Below are 12,530 nucleotides of genomic sequence, written 5' to 3'. Positions count from 1 at the left end.
GCGCTGACGGGTGCCCGATGCTGAGGGAGGGCTCCGGCGAACAGCTCCTGATTCCTTCGCGGACCGCCTCCGCTGTCAGTGCGTCCCGATACGCTCGGGCGCATGGCTCTCAACACGTCCGCGGAAGCGCCGCTGCCCGTCGGTGAGGTGTCGCGTCTGATCGGAGGGTGGATCGACCGGCTCGGTGCCATCTGGGTGGAGGGGCAGATCACCCAGCTCTCGCGGCGGCCGGGTGCCGGGGTCGTCTTCCTGACCCTGCGCGACCCCTCGCACGACATCTCGGTGAGCGTGACCTGTTTCCGGCAGGTCTTCGACCGGATCGCCGACGTGGTGACGGAGGGCGCGCGGGTCGTCGTCCTCGCCAAGCCCGAGTGGTACGCGCCCCGGGGGCAGCTGTCGCTCCGGGCCACCGACATACGGCCGGTCGGCATCGGTGAGCTGCTGGTGCGGCTGGAGCAGCTGAAGAAGTCGCTCGCCGCCGAAGGGCTCTTCGCGCTGGACCGGAAGAAGCCGCTCCCCTTCCTGCCCCAGCTCATCGGGCTGGTCTGCGGGCGGGCCTCCGCCGCCGAGCGCGATGTCCTGGAGAACGCCCGCCGCCGCTGGCCCGCCGTGCGCTTCGAGGTCCGCAACACCGCCGTGCAGGGGGTGAACGCGGTCGCCCAGGTGGTCCAGGCCGTCGAGGAGCTGGACGCGCTGCCCGAGGTGGACGTGATCGTCGTGGCCCGGGGCGGCGGCAGTGTGGAGGACCTGCTGCCGTTCTCCGACGAGCAGCTGATCCGGGCCGTGGCGGGCTGCCGTACGCCGGTGGTCTCCGCGATCGGCCACGAACCGGACTCCCCGCTGCTGGACCTGGTGGCCGACCTGCGCGCCTCCACCCCCACGGACGCGGCCAAGAAGGTCGTACCGGACGTGGGCGAGGAGCTGGAGAGGGTGCAGCAGCTCCGCGACCGGGCCCTGCGGACCGTACGGGGCATCCTGGACCGCGAGGAGCGGGGGCTCGCGCACGCGCTGGGCCGCCCCGCGATGGAGCACCCCCAGCGGCTGGTGGACGAGCGGACGGCGGAGGTCGACGCGCTCGTCGGGCGGAGCCGCCGGGTGCTGGGCCACCTCCTGGACCGGGCCGATTCGGAGCTCGCGCACACCCGGGCCCGGGTCGTCTCGCTGTCGCCCGCCGCCACGCTGGAGCGGGGGTACGCGGTGCTCCAGCGGCCGGACGGCCATGTGGTGCGCTCCCCCGACGAGGCCGGGGCGCCCGGGGAGCCGCTGCGGGCCCGGGTGTCGGAGGGCGAGTTCACCGTGCGGGTGGACGGGGACAGGGCCGGGGCCGGGGACAGGGACAGGGACGGGGACGGGGACGGGGACGGGGACGGGGACGGGGACGGGGACGGGTGAGTCTGCGGACCGGCGGCTCACCGGTCCATGCCCCACGATGACCTGGCAGCTCACATTCAAAGGCGGACCAAAGGGTGGATCACATGACGGACGACGGTACGGCGGCGGCTGCCGCGACGAGCACGCTCGGGTACGAGCAGGCGCGCGACGAGCTGATCGAGGTCGTACGCCGACTGGAGGCGGGCGGCACGACGCTGGAGGAGTCGCTGGCCCTGTGGGAGCGGGGCGAGGAGCTGGCCAAGATCTGCCGCCACTGGCTGGAGGGCGCCCGGGCCCGCCTGGACGCGGCGCTGGCCCGTCCGCAGGACGAGCCCGGCGGGAGGCCCGCCGCCGACGGCTGATCACCCGAAGGGGGTGCGGAGTCCGGTGCGGAGCATGTGGAGTGGATCACCCCACTCCGCTTTTAGTTGAAAGTTAACCTACCTCTCCGTTACGGTCGATGCATCGTTCCCCCACGCCCGTCCGGAAGGTCTGCCCTCAGATGTCTCTCGTTCTCGACCCCGCCGCCCAGGACCTCCTCTTCCGTGAGGCCCGCACCGCCAACGCCTTCACCGACGAGCCGGTGACCGACGAGCAGGTCCAGGCGATCTACGACCTGGTCAAGTTCGGCCCGACCGCCTTCAACCAGTCGCCGCTGCGCGTCGTGCTGGTCCGCTCCGCCGAGGGCCGCGAGCGCCTGGTCCAGCACATGGCCGAGGGCAACCGCCCGAAGACCGCCACCGCCCCGCTGGTCGCGATCCTGGCCGCCGACAACGAGTTCCACGAGGAGCTCCCGGCGCTGCTGCCGCACTTCCCCCAGGCCAAGGACCTGTTCTTCACCGAGCGCCCGGTCCGCGAGTCGGCCGCCGGTCTGAACGCCGCGCTCCAGGCCGCGTACTTCATCATCGGCGTCCGCGCCGCCGGCCTGGCCGCCGGACCGATGACCGGTTACGACGCCGCCGGTATCCAGAAGGAGTTCCTGGACGGCGACCACACCCCGCTGATGGTCGTCAACATCGGCAAGCCGGGCGAGGACGCCTGGTTCCCGCGCAGCCCGCGCCTCTCCTACGACGAGGTCGTCACCACCGTCTGAGCCACTGCCTGAGCCACTGCCTGAGCCACTGCCTGAATGGCTACGTGAAGGGGCCCCGGAACACCTGGTGTTCCGGGGCCCCTTCACGTACGTACGGAAGAACGGCGAAGACCCCTCAGGAAGAAGGAGAAGCCGACGGCGACGGCGACTGCGCTGCCGCTCCCCCGACCGGCTCCGTCTTCAGCGCCTCGGCCATCTCCACCAGCCGCGCCTTGGGCGCCGAGCCCGTCACGACGGTCGTGTGCCCCTTCTCCACCAGCACGAGGGCGTCGTACTTCTCGCCCTCCCAGTACTGCCACTCCCGGCCCGCCACCGTCTCGGTGGTCCCGGTGTCCTTGGCCTTCTGGCTGACCTGGGGGACGTAGGTGCGCGCGTCGGCGGTGGACTGCTCGACCGCGACGTACTTGCGGTCCGGGTCGAGGAAGCCGAGGTGCCAGGCCTTGCCCGCGGCGGCGTCGTACGTCACGGAGGTCGGCCGCCACTTCTCCGGCAGGCCCTCCGGCGCGGCGACCGGGTAGGGGGCCGCGATGCGCACCGTGGCCAGTTCCACGGAGAAGTCGACGGCCTTGATCGGGTCGGCGTTCTCGTCGTGCGGGATGAAGATGTAGATGACGCCCGCGCAGGCGGCGGTCACCAAGGTCGACAGGAACATGTTCCTGACCGTCTGCTTGCCTCGCTTGCTTGCCACGGGGTCCATGGTGGCACGCGGCCTCGTACGTCCCGGCGCAGGGTCCGGGCGTCCGACGGGTGCTGACGGTGGGTGGCGGGGACAGCACGGACCGGGGCGCTCATGCGTGACCCGCACTGCTCATTTTATCGACCTACCGATAGAGTCACAGCACCCTCATATCCGGTCGTCGCCGTACAGAAAGGTGCGCTCCGATGTCCGAGCATCATCTGCCGTCCCAACTGGAGGTCTCCCCGGAGGCCCCCGACCGCAACCTGGCCCTGGAGTTGGTCCGGGTCACCGAGGCCGCCGCGATGGCCGCCGGGCGCTGGGTGGGCCGCGGCGACAAGATCGGCGCCGACGGCGCCGCCGTGAAGGCCATGCGCACCCTCGTCTCGACCGTCTCGATGAACGGCGTCGTCGTCATCGGGGAGGGCGAGAAGGACGAGGCTCCCATGCTGTTCAACGGCGAGCGGGTCGGCGACGGCACCGGCGCCGAGGTCGACATCGCGGTCGACCCGATCGACGGCACCACGCTCAACGCCAAGGGCATGCCGAACGCGATCGCCGTCCTGGCGGCCGCCGACCGCGGGGCGATGTTCGACCCGTCGGCGGTCTTCTACATGGACAAGCTGGTCACGGGGCCCGAGGCGGCGGACTTCGTCGACATCAACGCGCCCGTGGCGGTGAACATCCGGCGCGTCGCACGGGCGAAGAACTCCACGCCCGAGGACGTCACGGTCGTCATCCTGGACCGGCCCCGCCATGAGGGCATCGTCAAAGAGATCCGGGAGACGGGCGCCCGCATCAAGTTCATCTCCGACGGCGACGTGGCGGGCTCGATCATGGCAGCCCGCGAGGGCACCGGCGTCGACCTGCTGATGGGCATCGGCGGCACGCCCGAGGGCATCATCTCGGCCTGCGCCATAAAGTGCCTCGGCGGTGTGATCCAGGGCAAGCTCTGGCCCAAGGACGCGGCGGAGCGGCAGCGGGCGCTGGACGCGGGCCACGATCTGGACCGGGTGCTGTCCACGGACGACCTGGTCAGCGGCGACAACGTGTTCTTCGTGGCGACGGGGATCACCGACGGTGAGCTGATGCGCGGTGTGCGGTACCGCGCGGAGACGGCGACCACCGAGTCGATCGTGATGCGCTCCAAGTCGGGCACGATCCGGACGATCTCCTCGACCCACCGGCTGTCGAAGCTGCGCGCCTACAGCGCCATCGACTTCGACCGCGCGAAGTAGCCAGGACGCAGAGGGAAGACGGCACAAAGAAGGAAGAGGGGGTGCGGGGCGGCTGCCCCGCACCCCCTCTCTTCGCGTTCTCAGCCCGCCGCGGCTATCCGCTCACCCGTCGCGGCGGCGGCCAGTTCGATGTCGCGCCGACGGCGGCGGGCCAGCGCGACCCGGCGTTCGGCGGCGGTGAGCCCGCCCCAGACCCCGTACGGCTCCGGCTGCACCAGGGCGTGCTCCCGGCACGCCACCATCACCGGGCAGCGGGCACAGAGTCGCTTGGCGGCCTCTTCACGGGCCAGTCGGGCGGCGGTCGGCTCCTTCGACGGGGCGAAGAACAGCCCGGCTTCGTCCCGGCGGCACACCGCCTCCGAGTGCCAGGGGCCCGCCTCGTCCTCCCGGGCGGGGGTCCGCTGGGCAGGAACGGCGGCGACCTGCGGAGGCTGATGCGGCGGTTGCAGCACGGTCTACTCCTGACGACGGCTACGGCTTCGCGAGCGAGAGACGATGCAGCAGTCCATACCCGCTGTGTGCACGCCTATGCACTGAGCGGCACCGGCGCACGGCGCGCGAAAAGGGCGTCGGGAGGTGTTGTGGCCGGTTCTCGAAGTGCGTCCGCCGTGCCGTTCTCAGTGCCCGAGGTGCTTGCGCAGCCGCTGCTGGAGGTCCGCGACGAACTTGCCCCGCTTGGGTTTGGCGTTGACGTCACCGAAGACGGAGTAGCCGTTCACGACGACGACCGGCGCTTCCGGGTCCACGGATTCCAGCGAGCGCACGGCGAACCCGCCGAGGACACCGGTACCGCTGCCGCGCAGCGTGATGTTCTCCGGCACCCGGATGTCGACGCTGCCGAAGATGGCGGTCGCGTTGATGACGGTGAGCCGTTGGCTGAAAAGCGCCTCGGTCAGATCGATCTCCACGCTGCCGAAGAGCGAGAAGGCGTTCGTCCGGGGGCCGACCCGCCAACGCCCCTTTCGGGTGGCGCTGCTGAAGACCGCGACGAGGTTGTCGGCGGGACCGTCGGGGGCCTCGGGGCCGTACGTGTACGGCTGCGGGCCCGGGCGGGGGGCGGAGGTGCCCGAGGGGGCGGGCAGATCGCGGACCAGCGGCTGGAGTTCGCCGACGGTCTTGGCCCGGTAGACGAGGTCGACCCGCTCCGCGTGCTCGTCCGCCGTCAGCCGCCCCTCGGCCATCGCCTCCCGCAGGATGTCCGCGATCCGGTCGCGGTCGGCGTCGGAGGCGCGGAGACCGTCACCGGGTGCGAACCCGGCGGGCGAGGCCGCGGCCGTGGGCGGCGGGGCCGACGGGGCGGGCTGCTGAGGCTGCTTCTCTAGGTCCACCGCCCCAGGGTACCCAAACGCGATAGATCGCGACTACCCCTCCGGGCGGCGCGCCTCCCACCGGAAGGGGCCTCCAGGTGAGCCTTACCTCACAGGATCGGCCCGAAGGCGGCGCTCTACCCTGGTTGACGCGCTGCCCAAGGGAGGTCAGCCGCTGTCGCCGAGTGAGGAATGGCCGTAATGCCAGAGTTTGCGTACTCCGATCTGCTCCCCCTGGGAGAGGACACCACGCCGTACCGTCTGGTGACCGCCGAGGGTGTCTCCACCTTCGAGGCCGACGGCCGTACGTTCCTCAAGGTCGAGCCGGAGGCGCTGCGCACGCTGGCCGCCGAGGCGATGCACGACATCTCGCACTATCTGCGCCCCGCCCACCTGGCTCAGCTGCGCCGGATCGTGGACGACCCGGAGGCCTCCTCCAACGACAAGTTCGTGGCGCTGGACCTCCTGAAGAACGCGAACATCGCCGCCGCGGGCGTCCTGCCGATGTGCCAGGACACCGGTACGGCGATCGTCATGGGCAAACGCGGGCAGAACGTGCTGACCGAGGGCGGTGACGAGGAGGCCCTGTCGCACGGCATCTTCGACGCGTACACCAAGCTCAACCTGCGCTACTCGCAGATGGCCCCGCTGACCATGTGGGACGAGAAGAACACCGGCTCCAACCTCCCGGCCCAGATCGAGCTGTACGCCACCGACGGCGGCGCGTACAAGTTCCTCTTCATGGCCAAGGGCGGCGGCTCGGCCAACAAGTCGTTCCTCTACCAGGAGACGAAGGCCGTCCTCAACGAGGCCTCCATGATGAAGTTCCTGGAGGAGAAGATCCGTTCGCTGGGGACCGCGGCCTGCCCGCCGTACCACCTGGCCATCGTGGTCGGCGGCACGTCGGCGGAGTTCGCGCTGAAGACCGCCAAGTACGCCTCCGCGCACTACCTGGACGAGCTGCCCGCCGAGGGCTCCCCCACCGGGCACGGCTTCAGGGACAAGGAGCTGGAGGAGAAGGTCTTCGAGCTGACGCAGAAGATCGGGATCGGCGCGCAGTTCGGCGGCAAGTACTTCTGCCACGACGTACGTGTGGTCCGCCTGCCCCGGCACGGCGCCTCGCTGCCCGTCGCCATCGCCGTCTCCTGCTCGGCCGACCGTCAGGCCACCGCGAAGATCACCGCCGAGGGCGTCTTCCTGGAACAGCTGGAGAAGGACCCGGCGCGCTTCCTCCCCGACACCACCGACGAGCACCTCGACGAGGCCGGTGACGTGGTGGAGATCGACCTCAACCGGCCGATGGACGACGTGCTGGCCGAGCTGACCAAGTACCCGGTCAAGACCCGGCTCTCGCTGACCGGCCCGCTGGTCGTGGCGCGCGACATCGCGCACGCCAAGATCAAGGAACGGCTCGACGCGGGCGAGGAGATGCCGCAGTACCTGAAGGACCACCCGGTGTACTACGCGGGCCCGGCGAAAACGCCCGAGGGGTACGCCTCCGGCTCCTTCGGCCCGACGACGGCCGGCCGCATGGACTCCTATGTGGAGCAGTTCCAGGCGGCGGGCGGCTCGAAGGTGATGCTCGCCAAGGGCAACCGCAGCAAACAGGTCACCGACGCCTGCGGGGCGCACGGCGGCTTCTACCTCGGTTCGATCGGCGGCCCGGCGGCCCGGCTCGCGCAGGACTGCATCAAGAAGGTCGAGGTCGTCGAGTACGAGGAGCTCGGCATGGAGGCGGTCTGGCGGATCGAGGTCGAGGACTTCCCCGCGTTCATCGTCGTCGACGACAAGGGCAACGACTTCTTCACCGAGCCCGCCCCCGCGCCGACCTTCACCAGCATTCCGGTACGGGGTCCGGGTCTGGGCTGACCGGCCGCTGAAGAACCAGTAGACGGGAGGGGCGTCCGAACGGGCGCCCCTCCCGTCGTGTCCGGGCCCGGAAGCACCCTCCCGTACATCGAGATCAAGCCAATCTCGCAGCCGGGTACAACGCGCCCCCAGCCGGGCCCCGAGCAGGTACGACCGGGCACCCCGGCACCCCTGCCGCCCGCCGCGAGGCCCTCCGGCCGCCCCGGGCCCGGCACTGCCAGCTCGCCCGAACGGGCCCCGCGCATGGCGGACCGCGGGTAACACTTCTGGCCCGGACACCGTCCGTCCCGCCCCGGCCGCCGGGCGGAGCGCCGGTCCGGCACCGCCTCTTTCCCGCAGCCCGCCGTTCTCCGGGGTTGCGCAGCGCCAGGACGCGGCGAAGGGTTGTCGAACGTTCCTGCACATTCCTCACCGGCCCCGATACCGGCCCCGATCCGCCGGGCACCCCCTCGGCGCCCCAAGGACCCTTCACCGCGCAGCCACTGCCGAACTCCGGAAAGGCGGACGCCGAATGACTCCGGCCCCCCACCGCAGCCACACCGACGATCTGCTGGCCTTCATCGCCGCCAGCCCCTCCCCGTACCACGTGGTCGCGAGCGCCGCCCAGCGGCTGGAGAAGGCCGGATTCCGCGAGCTGCTCGGCACGGACGACTGGACCGGGGCCACCGGTGGCTGCTTCGTCAGCCGGGCCGGTGCGCTGATCGCGTGGTACGTCCCCGAGGGCGCGCCCGCGCACACCCCGTTCCGGATCGTCGGCACCCACACCGACTCGCCGAACCTGCGGATCAAACCCGCGCCGGACACCGGCAGTTCGGGGTGGCGGCAGATCGGGGTGGAGATCTACGGCGGGGTCCCGCTCAACACCTGGCTCGACCGGGATCTGGGCATCTCCGGCCGGCTCGCCCTGCGCGGCGGCCCGGACGGCACCCCGCGCAGCCGGCTGGTCCAGATCGACGAACCGCTGCTGCGGGTACCGCAGTTGGCCATCCACCTGGACCGGTCGGTCAACGACGGGGTGGCGCTGGACCGGCAGCGCCACATCGCCCCGATCTGGGCGCTCGGCGACCCGCGCGAGGGCGAGCTGCTGCGGCTGGTGGCGGAGGCCGCCGGGGAGGACCCGGCCGAGGTCCTGGGCTGGGACCTGATGCTGCACGACATCCAGCCGCCCGGATACCTGGGCGCGGAGCGGGAGTTCGTCGTGGCGTCCCGGCTGGACAACCAGGTCTCGGTGCACGCCGGGGTGACCGCCCTGGTGGACGCGGCGACCGGGGTCACCGAGCCGTCCTTCGTCCCGGTGCTGGCCGCCTTCGACCACGAGGAGGTCGGCAGCGGTTCCGAGACGGGGGCCCAGAGCCCGCTGCTGGAGCGGGTGCTCTCGCGCTCGGTGGCGGCCCGGGGCGGCAGCGACGAGGACTGGTCGCGGGCGCTGGCGGGCGCGTTCTGCGTCTCCGCCGACATGGCCCACGCGGTGCACCCCAATTACGCGGAGCGCCACGACCCCGACCACCGCCCGCTGCCCAACGGCGGTCCCACGGTCAAGGTGAACGTCAACCAGCGGTACGCCACCGACTCCACCGGCATCGCCATGTTCACGGCCGCCTGCGAGCGGGCGGGCGCCCCCTGGCAGCCGTTCGTCTCCAACAACGCGATGCCCTGCGGCACCTCGATCGGCCCGCTCACGGCGGCCCGGCTCGGCGTCACCACGGTGGACGTGGGGGTGCCGGGGCTCTCGATGCACTCGGCGCGCGAGCTGTGCGGGGTGCACGACCCGGCGTATCTGTCGGCCATTCTGGGCGCGGTGATGGCCGGGAGCTGACAGCACGCGGTGGGTGGCGGACGACCCCGCCACCCACCTGCTGCCGAACGCGCCTACGCGAAGCGCTGCTTCGCGCTGCCGTCGCACGTCTGGAGCTTCAGCGGGTCCTTGGCCCCCGCCAGCGTCAGACAGAGCCCGGTCGCCGCGGCCGGGCGGATGGTGCCCGCCTGCCGGACGAACTTCTGGTTGGGCGCGCCCGCGCAGTTCCACACGATGAGGGTCGCGCCCGCGTTGTACTTGGCGCCCGACACGTCCAGGCACCGGTCGTGGCTGAGCGCGGTGCGCAGGGTCTGCGTACCGCTGTCGTACCACCAGTTCTGGTTGCGGCCGCCGTGGCAGTCCCAGCCGCCGATCGCCGTGCCGTTACGGGTCACCGAGGCGGGGACGTCCACACAGGTGCCGGTGGCCTCGTTCCGTACGGGGGTGAACAGGTCGTCCCAGGCCGCCCCTTGGAGCACCGGGTTCCCCGTGCTGGCCGGGTCGGCGCAGCTCGCCTCGCGGAGCCCGGAGTCGTACATCTGGGTCAGGCAGGAGGCGAAGGCCCGGTGGCCGGCCGCGTTGGGGTGGAAGGACTGGCGTACGGAGTTCTCGTCGGGCAGTCCGGGCTTGCTCAGGTCGATGTAGAGCCCGCGCGCCCAGGGGGCCTCGCTGCACACCTCGTGGCCGTGGAAGAGGCGGGAGTTGTCGAGGTAGGCGGCGCCGGTGGAGGCGGCCGCCTTGCGCATGCCGACCTGGAAGGCGGGCACGGCGGTGTTGCGGCCCCAGACGGTGTCGGAGTCGTAGCCCATGCCGCCGCAGATGAGCTTTCCGGGGAAGTTCGGGTTGTCGCGGAAGTCCGGGCCGATCGGGCTGGGGTAGCCCATCAGGACGAGCTTGTAGTCGCTGTTCGCGTATCCGGCGTCGGTCATGACGGTACGCAGGTCGCGGACGGTCGCCTCGACCTTGGGGACCAGGGCGTCGACGCGGGCCTGCCAGCCGCCCGCGTACTTGGGCTCGCACGGGCCCTGGAGGGTGAGGTAGCGGACCACGCAGTCCGTCATGACCGGGCCGAACTGGAGGTCGTCGTTGGCCCCGGCGACCAGGACGATCATCTTGATCCGGGTGTTGCGGGCCTTGATGGCGAGGCTGTCGCTCTGGACGAGCTCGTCGGCGTACTGCTTGTTCCCGCCGATTTTGATGTTCCCGGTATAGGCGCCGGAGCAGGAGACGTTGTACGTGACGTCCGCCGCGATGCCCGTGCGGTGGATGGCGGCCTCCGGGGAGCGGTGGCACCAGTTGGTCGGCCCGTTCGTTCCCGGGTCGTAGGTGCCGACGCCCTCGCCGGAGATCTCGCTGTCGCCCAGCGAGATCAGCCCGGTCTTCCGTTCGGCGAGCGGCCGTTCGGCGGGACTGCCGTACAGCTGGGTGGCCTCGGCCGCCCGGATCGTTTCGAGCGCGGGCGGGAGAGGGGTGGATGCGATAGTGCTGGTGCCGGTACCCGACTCGGCCGCGCCGGCCGGTCCGGCGACCGCCAACGTGGTGGCGGCCACCGCGAACGCGGCGGTGACAGCGGCCGTACAGCGGAGCCGGCGAAGGCTGCGGAGCCCTCGAAGTCTGAGCCTGGTGCGCCTCATTGCGCCTCCCGGGTGAGTGGTTACCCCGGGTATTTACTGGCCGGTAGGCGACTTGGGAATACATAGAACAAGACACGTGCTCATCTTTTGCAGGAGGTTTAAACACGATGGTCGACGCGACGACAGATCCGAAGGACGGCCCGGAGTTCCGGATCGAGCATGACTCGATGGGTGAGGTGAAGGTTCCCGTTCACGCCAAGTGGCGCGCGCAGACCCAGCGGGCCGTGGAGAACTTCCCCCTCTCCGGGCAGCGGCTTGAGCGGGCGCACATCGAGGCGCTGGCCCGGATCAAGGGCGCGGCCGCCAAGGTCAACGCCGAGCTGAAGGTGGTCGATCCGGACATCGCGGCCGCGATCCAGGAGGCGGCCGCCGAGGTCGCGTCGGGCCGCTGGGACGACCACTTCCCGGTCGACGTCTTCCAGACGGGCTCCGGCACCTCCTCGAACATGAACACCAATGAGGTCATCGCCACCCTCGCCACCGAACGGCTGGGCCGCGAGGTCCATCCCAACGACCATGTCAACGCCTCGCAGTCGTCCAACGACGTCTTCCCCTCCTCCATCCACATCGCGGCGACCGCCGCCGTCACCGCCGATCTGATCCCCGCCCTGGACCATCTGGCGGAATCCCTGGGGCGGAAATCAGCCGAGTTCGCGGAGGTCGTGAAGTCCGGCCGTACGCATCTGATGGACGCCACCCCGGTCACTCTCGGCCAGGAGTTCGGCGGCTACGCGGCCCAGATCCGCTACGGCGTGGAGCGGCTGCGCGCCTCCCTCCCCCGGCTCGCCGAACTCCCCCTGGGCGGTACGGCGGTGGGCACCGGCATCAACACCCCGCCCGGCTTCTCCGCCGCCGTGATCGCCGAGGTCGCCGCGGCCACCGGGCTGCCGCTGACCGAGGCCCGCGACCACTTCGAGGCGCAGGGGGCCCGGGACGGGCTCGTGGAGACCTCGGGCCAGCTCCGTACGATCGCGGTCTCGCTGACGAAGATCTCCAACGACCTGCGGTGGATGGCGTCCGGACCCCGCACCGGTCTCGCCGAGATCAACCTGCCCGACCTCCAGCCCGGCTCGTCGATCATGCCGGGCAAGGTCAACCCGGTGATCCCGGAGGCGGTCCTGATGGTCGCCGCCCAGGTGACGGGGAACGACACGACGGTCGCCACGGCGGGCGCGGCGGGCAACTTCGAGCTGAACGTGATGCTCCCGGTCATCGCGAAGAACCTGCTGGAGTCCGTACGGCTGCTGGCCAACGCCTCCCGACTGCTGGCCGACCGCACGGTGGACGGCATCACCGCCAACGTGGAGCGGGCCCGTGCCTACGCGGAGTCCTCGCCCTCGGTGGTCACCCCGCTCAACAAGTACATCGGGTACGAGGAGGCGGCGAAGGTCGCCAAGCGGTCCCTCAAGGACGGCACCACGATCCGCGAGACCGTCCTGGCCTCGGGCTATGTCGAGCGCGGCGATCTGACCGTGGAGCAGTTGGACGAGGCGCTGGACGTGTTGCGGATGACACGGCCGTGACGGGTGGGTCGCCCGGGGCCCGTG

The 12,530-nt window shown here is 71.1% G+C and carries 11 protein-coding genes; 7 read left to right on the top strand and 4 right to left on the bottom strand.

Annotated features, from left to right (window positions below; genetic code table 11):
- Positions 1 to 102 precede the first annotated feature (102 nt).
- From xseA to ACFW9Z_RS04065, 3 genes are all read left to right on the top strand, one after another.
- Positions 103 to 1,392: an exodeoxyribonuclease VII large subunit gene (gene xseA / locus ACFW9Z_RS04075; RefSeq protein WP_384634002.1), complete on the top strand. Its 1,290-nt coding sequence runs from the start codon at positions 103 to 105 to the stop codon at positions 1,390 to 1,392.
- Positions 1,393 to 1,475: 83 nt separating this feature from the next.
- On the top strand, positions 1,476 to 1,733 hold the full coding sequence (locus ACFW9Z_RS04070) for an exodeoxyribonuclease VII small subunit (protein WP_384633999.1): 258 nt from the start codon (positions 1,476 to 1,478) through the stop codon (positions 1,731 to 1,733).
- Between the two features lie 140 nt (positions 1,734 to 1,873).
- Positions 1,874 to 2,464, top strand: a complete 591-nt coding sequence (locus ACFW9Z_RS04065) for a malonic semialdehyde reductase (protein ID WP_384633996.1) — start codon at positions 1,874 to 1,876, stop codon at positions 2,462 to 2,464.
- A gap of 115 nt (positions 2,465 to 2,579) precedes the next feature.
- Here ACFW9Z_RS04065 and ACFW9Z_RS04060 read toward each other — a convergent pair whose 3' ends face one another.
- A complete protein-coding gene (locus ACFW9Z_RS04060; protein WP_384633994.1) occupies positions 2,580 to 3,161 on the bottom strand; it encodes a DUF4245 domain-containing protein in 582 nt (193 codons plus the stop codon).
- 185 nt (positions 3,162 to 3,346) lie between these two features.
- On the opposite strand from ACFW9Z_RS04060, the gene glpX reads away from it, so the two are divergent.
- Positions 3,347 to 4,378 (top strand): class II fructose-bisphosphatase, encoded by a 1,032-nt coding sequence (gene glpX, locus ACFW9Z_RS04055; protein ID WP_384633991.1) that lies wholly within the window; start codon positions 3,347 to 3,349, stop codon positions 4,376 to 4,378.
- 80 nt (positions 4,379 to 4,458) lie between these two features.
- Here glpX and ACFW9Z_RS04050 read toward each other — a convergent pair whose 3' ends face one another.
- Both ACFW9Z_RS04050 and ACFW9Z_RS04045 read right to left on the bottom strand, forming a co-directional pair.
- Positions 4,459 to 4,830, bottom strand: coding sequence for a WhiB family transcriptional regulator (locus ACFW9Z_RS04050; RefSeq protein ID WP_384633989.1), 372 nt, complete (start codon positions 4,828 to 4,830; stop codon positions 4,459 to 4,461).
- A gap of 165 nt (positions 4,831 to 4,995) precedes the next feature.
- Positions 4,996 to 5,706: a DUF1707 domain-containing protein gene (locus ACFW9Z_RS04045; protein WP_384633986.1), complete on the bottom strand. Its 711-nt coding sequence runs from the start codon at positions 5,704 to 5,706 to the stop codon at positions 4,996 to 4,998.
- Positions 5,707 to 5,877: 171 nt separating this feature from the next.
- Here ACFW9Z_RS04045 and ACFW9Z_RS04040 point away from each other — a divergent pair, with 171 nt between their 5' ends.
- A complete protein-coding gene (locus ACFW9Z_RS04040) occupies positions 5,878 to 7,554 on the top strand; it encodes a fumarate hydratase (RefSeq protein ID WP_384633984.1) in 1,677 nt (558 codons plus the stop codon).
- A 511-nt stretch (positions 7,555 to 8,065) separates the two neighbouring features.
- Positions 8,066 to 9,370, top strand: a complete 1,305-nt coding sequence (locus tag ACFW9Z_RS04035) for a M18 family aminopeptidase (protein ID WP_384633982.1) — start codon at positions 8,066 to 8,068, stop codon at positions 9,368 to 9,370.
- 53 nt (positions 9,371 to 9,423) lie between these two features.
- Here ACFW9Z_RS04035 and ACFW9Z_RS04030 read toward each other — a convergent pair whose 3' ends face one another.
- Positions 9,424 to 10,983, bottom strand: a complete 1,560-nt coding sequence (locus ACFW9Z_RS04030; RefSeq protein WP_384633979.1) for a ricin-type beta-trefoil lectin domain protein — start codon at positions 10,981 to 10,983, stop codon at positions 9,424 to 9,426.
- A 107-nt stretch (positions 10,984 to 11,090) separates the two neighbouring features.
- Here ACFW9Z_RS04030 and ACFW9Z_RS04025 point away from each other — a divergent pair, with 107 nt between their 5' ends.
- Positions 11,091 to 12,506 (top strand): class II fumarate hydratase, encoded by a 1,416-nt coding sequence (locus tag ACFW9Z_RS04025; RefSeq protein WP_384633976.1) that lies wholly within the window; start codon positions 11,091 to 11,093, stop codon positions 12,504 to 12,506.
- The last annotated feature ends 24 nt before the right edge of the window (positions 12,507 to 12,530 follow it).

Origin of the sequence: Streptomyces sp. NPDC059452 (assembly GCF_042750035.1) — a bacterium.
Classification (GTDB): Bacteria; Actinomycetota; Actinomycetes; order Streptomycetales; family Streptomycetaceae; genus Streptomyces.
Note: the sequence above shows the minus strand (reverse complement) of the source record. Positions and strands in the feature narration are given on the sequence as shown.

Coding starts and splice junctions, on each gene's coding strand:
- ACFW9Z_RS04060 (WP_384633994.1), bottom strand. CDS start 3,161: ATGGACCCCGTGGCAAGCAAGCGAGGCAAGCAGACGGTCAGGAACATG.
- ACFW9Z_RS04030 (WP_384633979.1), bottom strand. CDS start 10,983: ATGAGGCGCACCAGGCTCAGACTTCGAGGGCTCCGCAGCCTTCGCCGG.
- ACFW9Z_RS04035 (WP_384633982.1), top strand. CDS start 8,066: ATGACTCCGGCCCCCCACCGCAGCCACACCGACGATCTGCTGGCCTTC.
- ACFW9Z_RS04025 (WP_384633976.1), top strand. CDS start 11,091: ATGGTCGACGCGACGACAGATCCGAAGGACGGCCCGGAGTTCCGGATC.
- ACFW9Z_RS04070 (WP_384633999.1), top strand. CDS start 1,476: ATGACGGACGACGGTACGGCGGCGGCTGCCGCGACGAGCACGCTCGGG.
- glpX (WP_384633991.1), top strand. CDS start 3,347: ATGTCCGAGCATCATCTGCCGTCCCAACTGGAGGTCTCCCCGGAGGCC.
- ACFW9Z_RS04065 (WP_384633996.1), top strand. CDS start 1,874: ATGTCTCTCGTTCTCGACCCCGCCGCCCAGGACCTCCTCTTCCGTGAG.
- xseA (WP_384634002.1), top strand. CDS start 103: ATGGCTCTCAACACGTCCGCGGAAGCGCCGCTGCCCGTCGGTGAGGTG.
- ACFW9Z_RS04040 (WP_384633984.1), top strand. CDS start 5,878: ATGGCCGTAATGCCAGAGTTTGCGTACTCCGATCTGCTCCCCCTGGGA.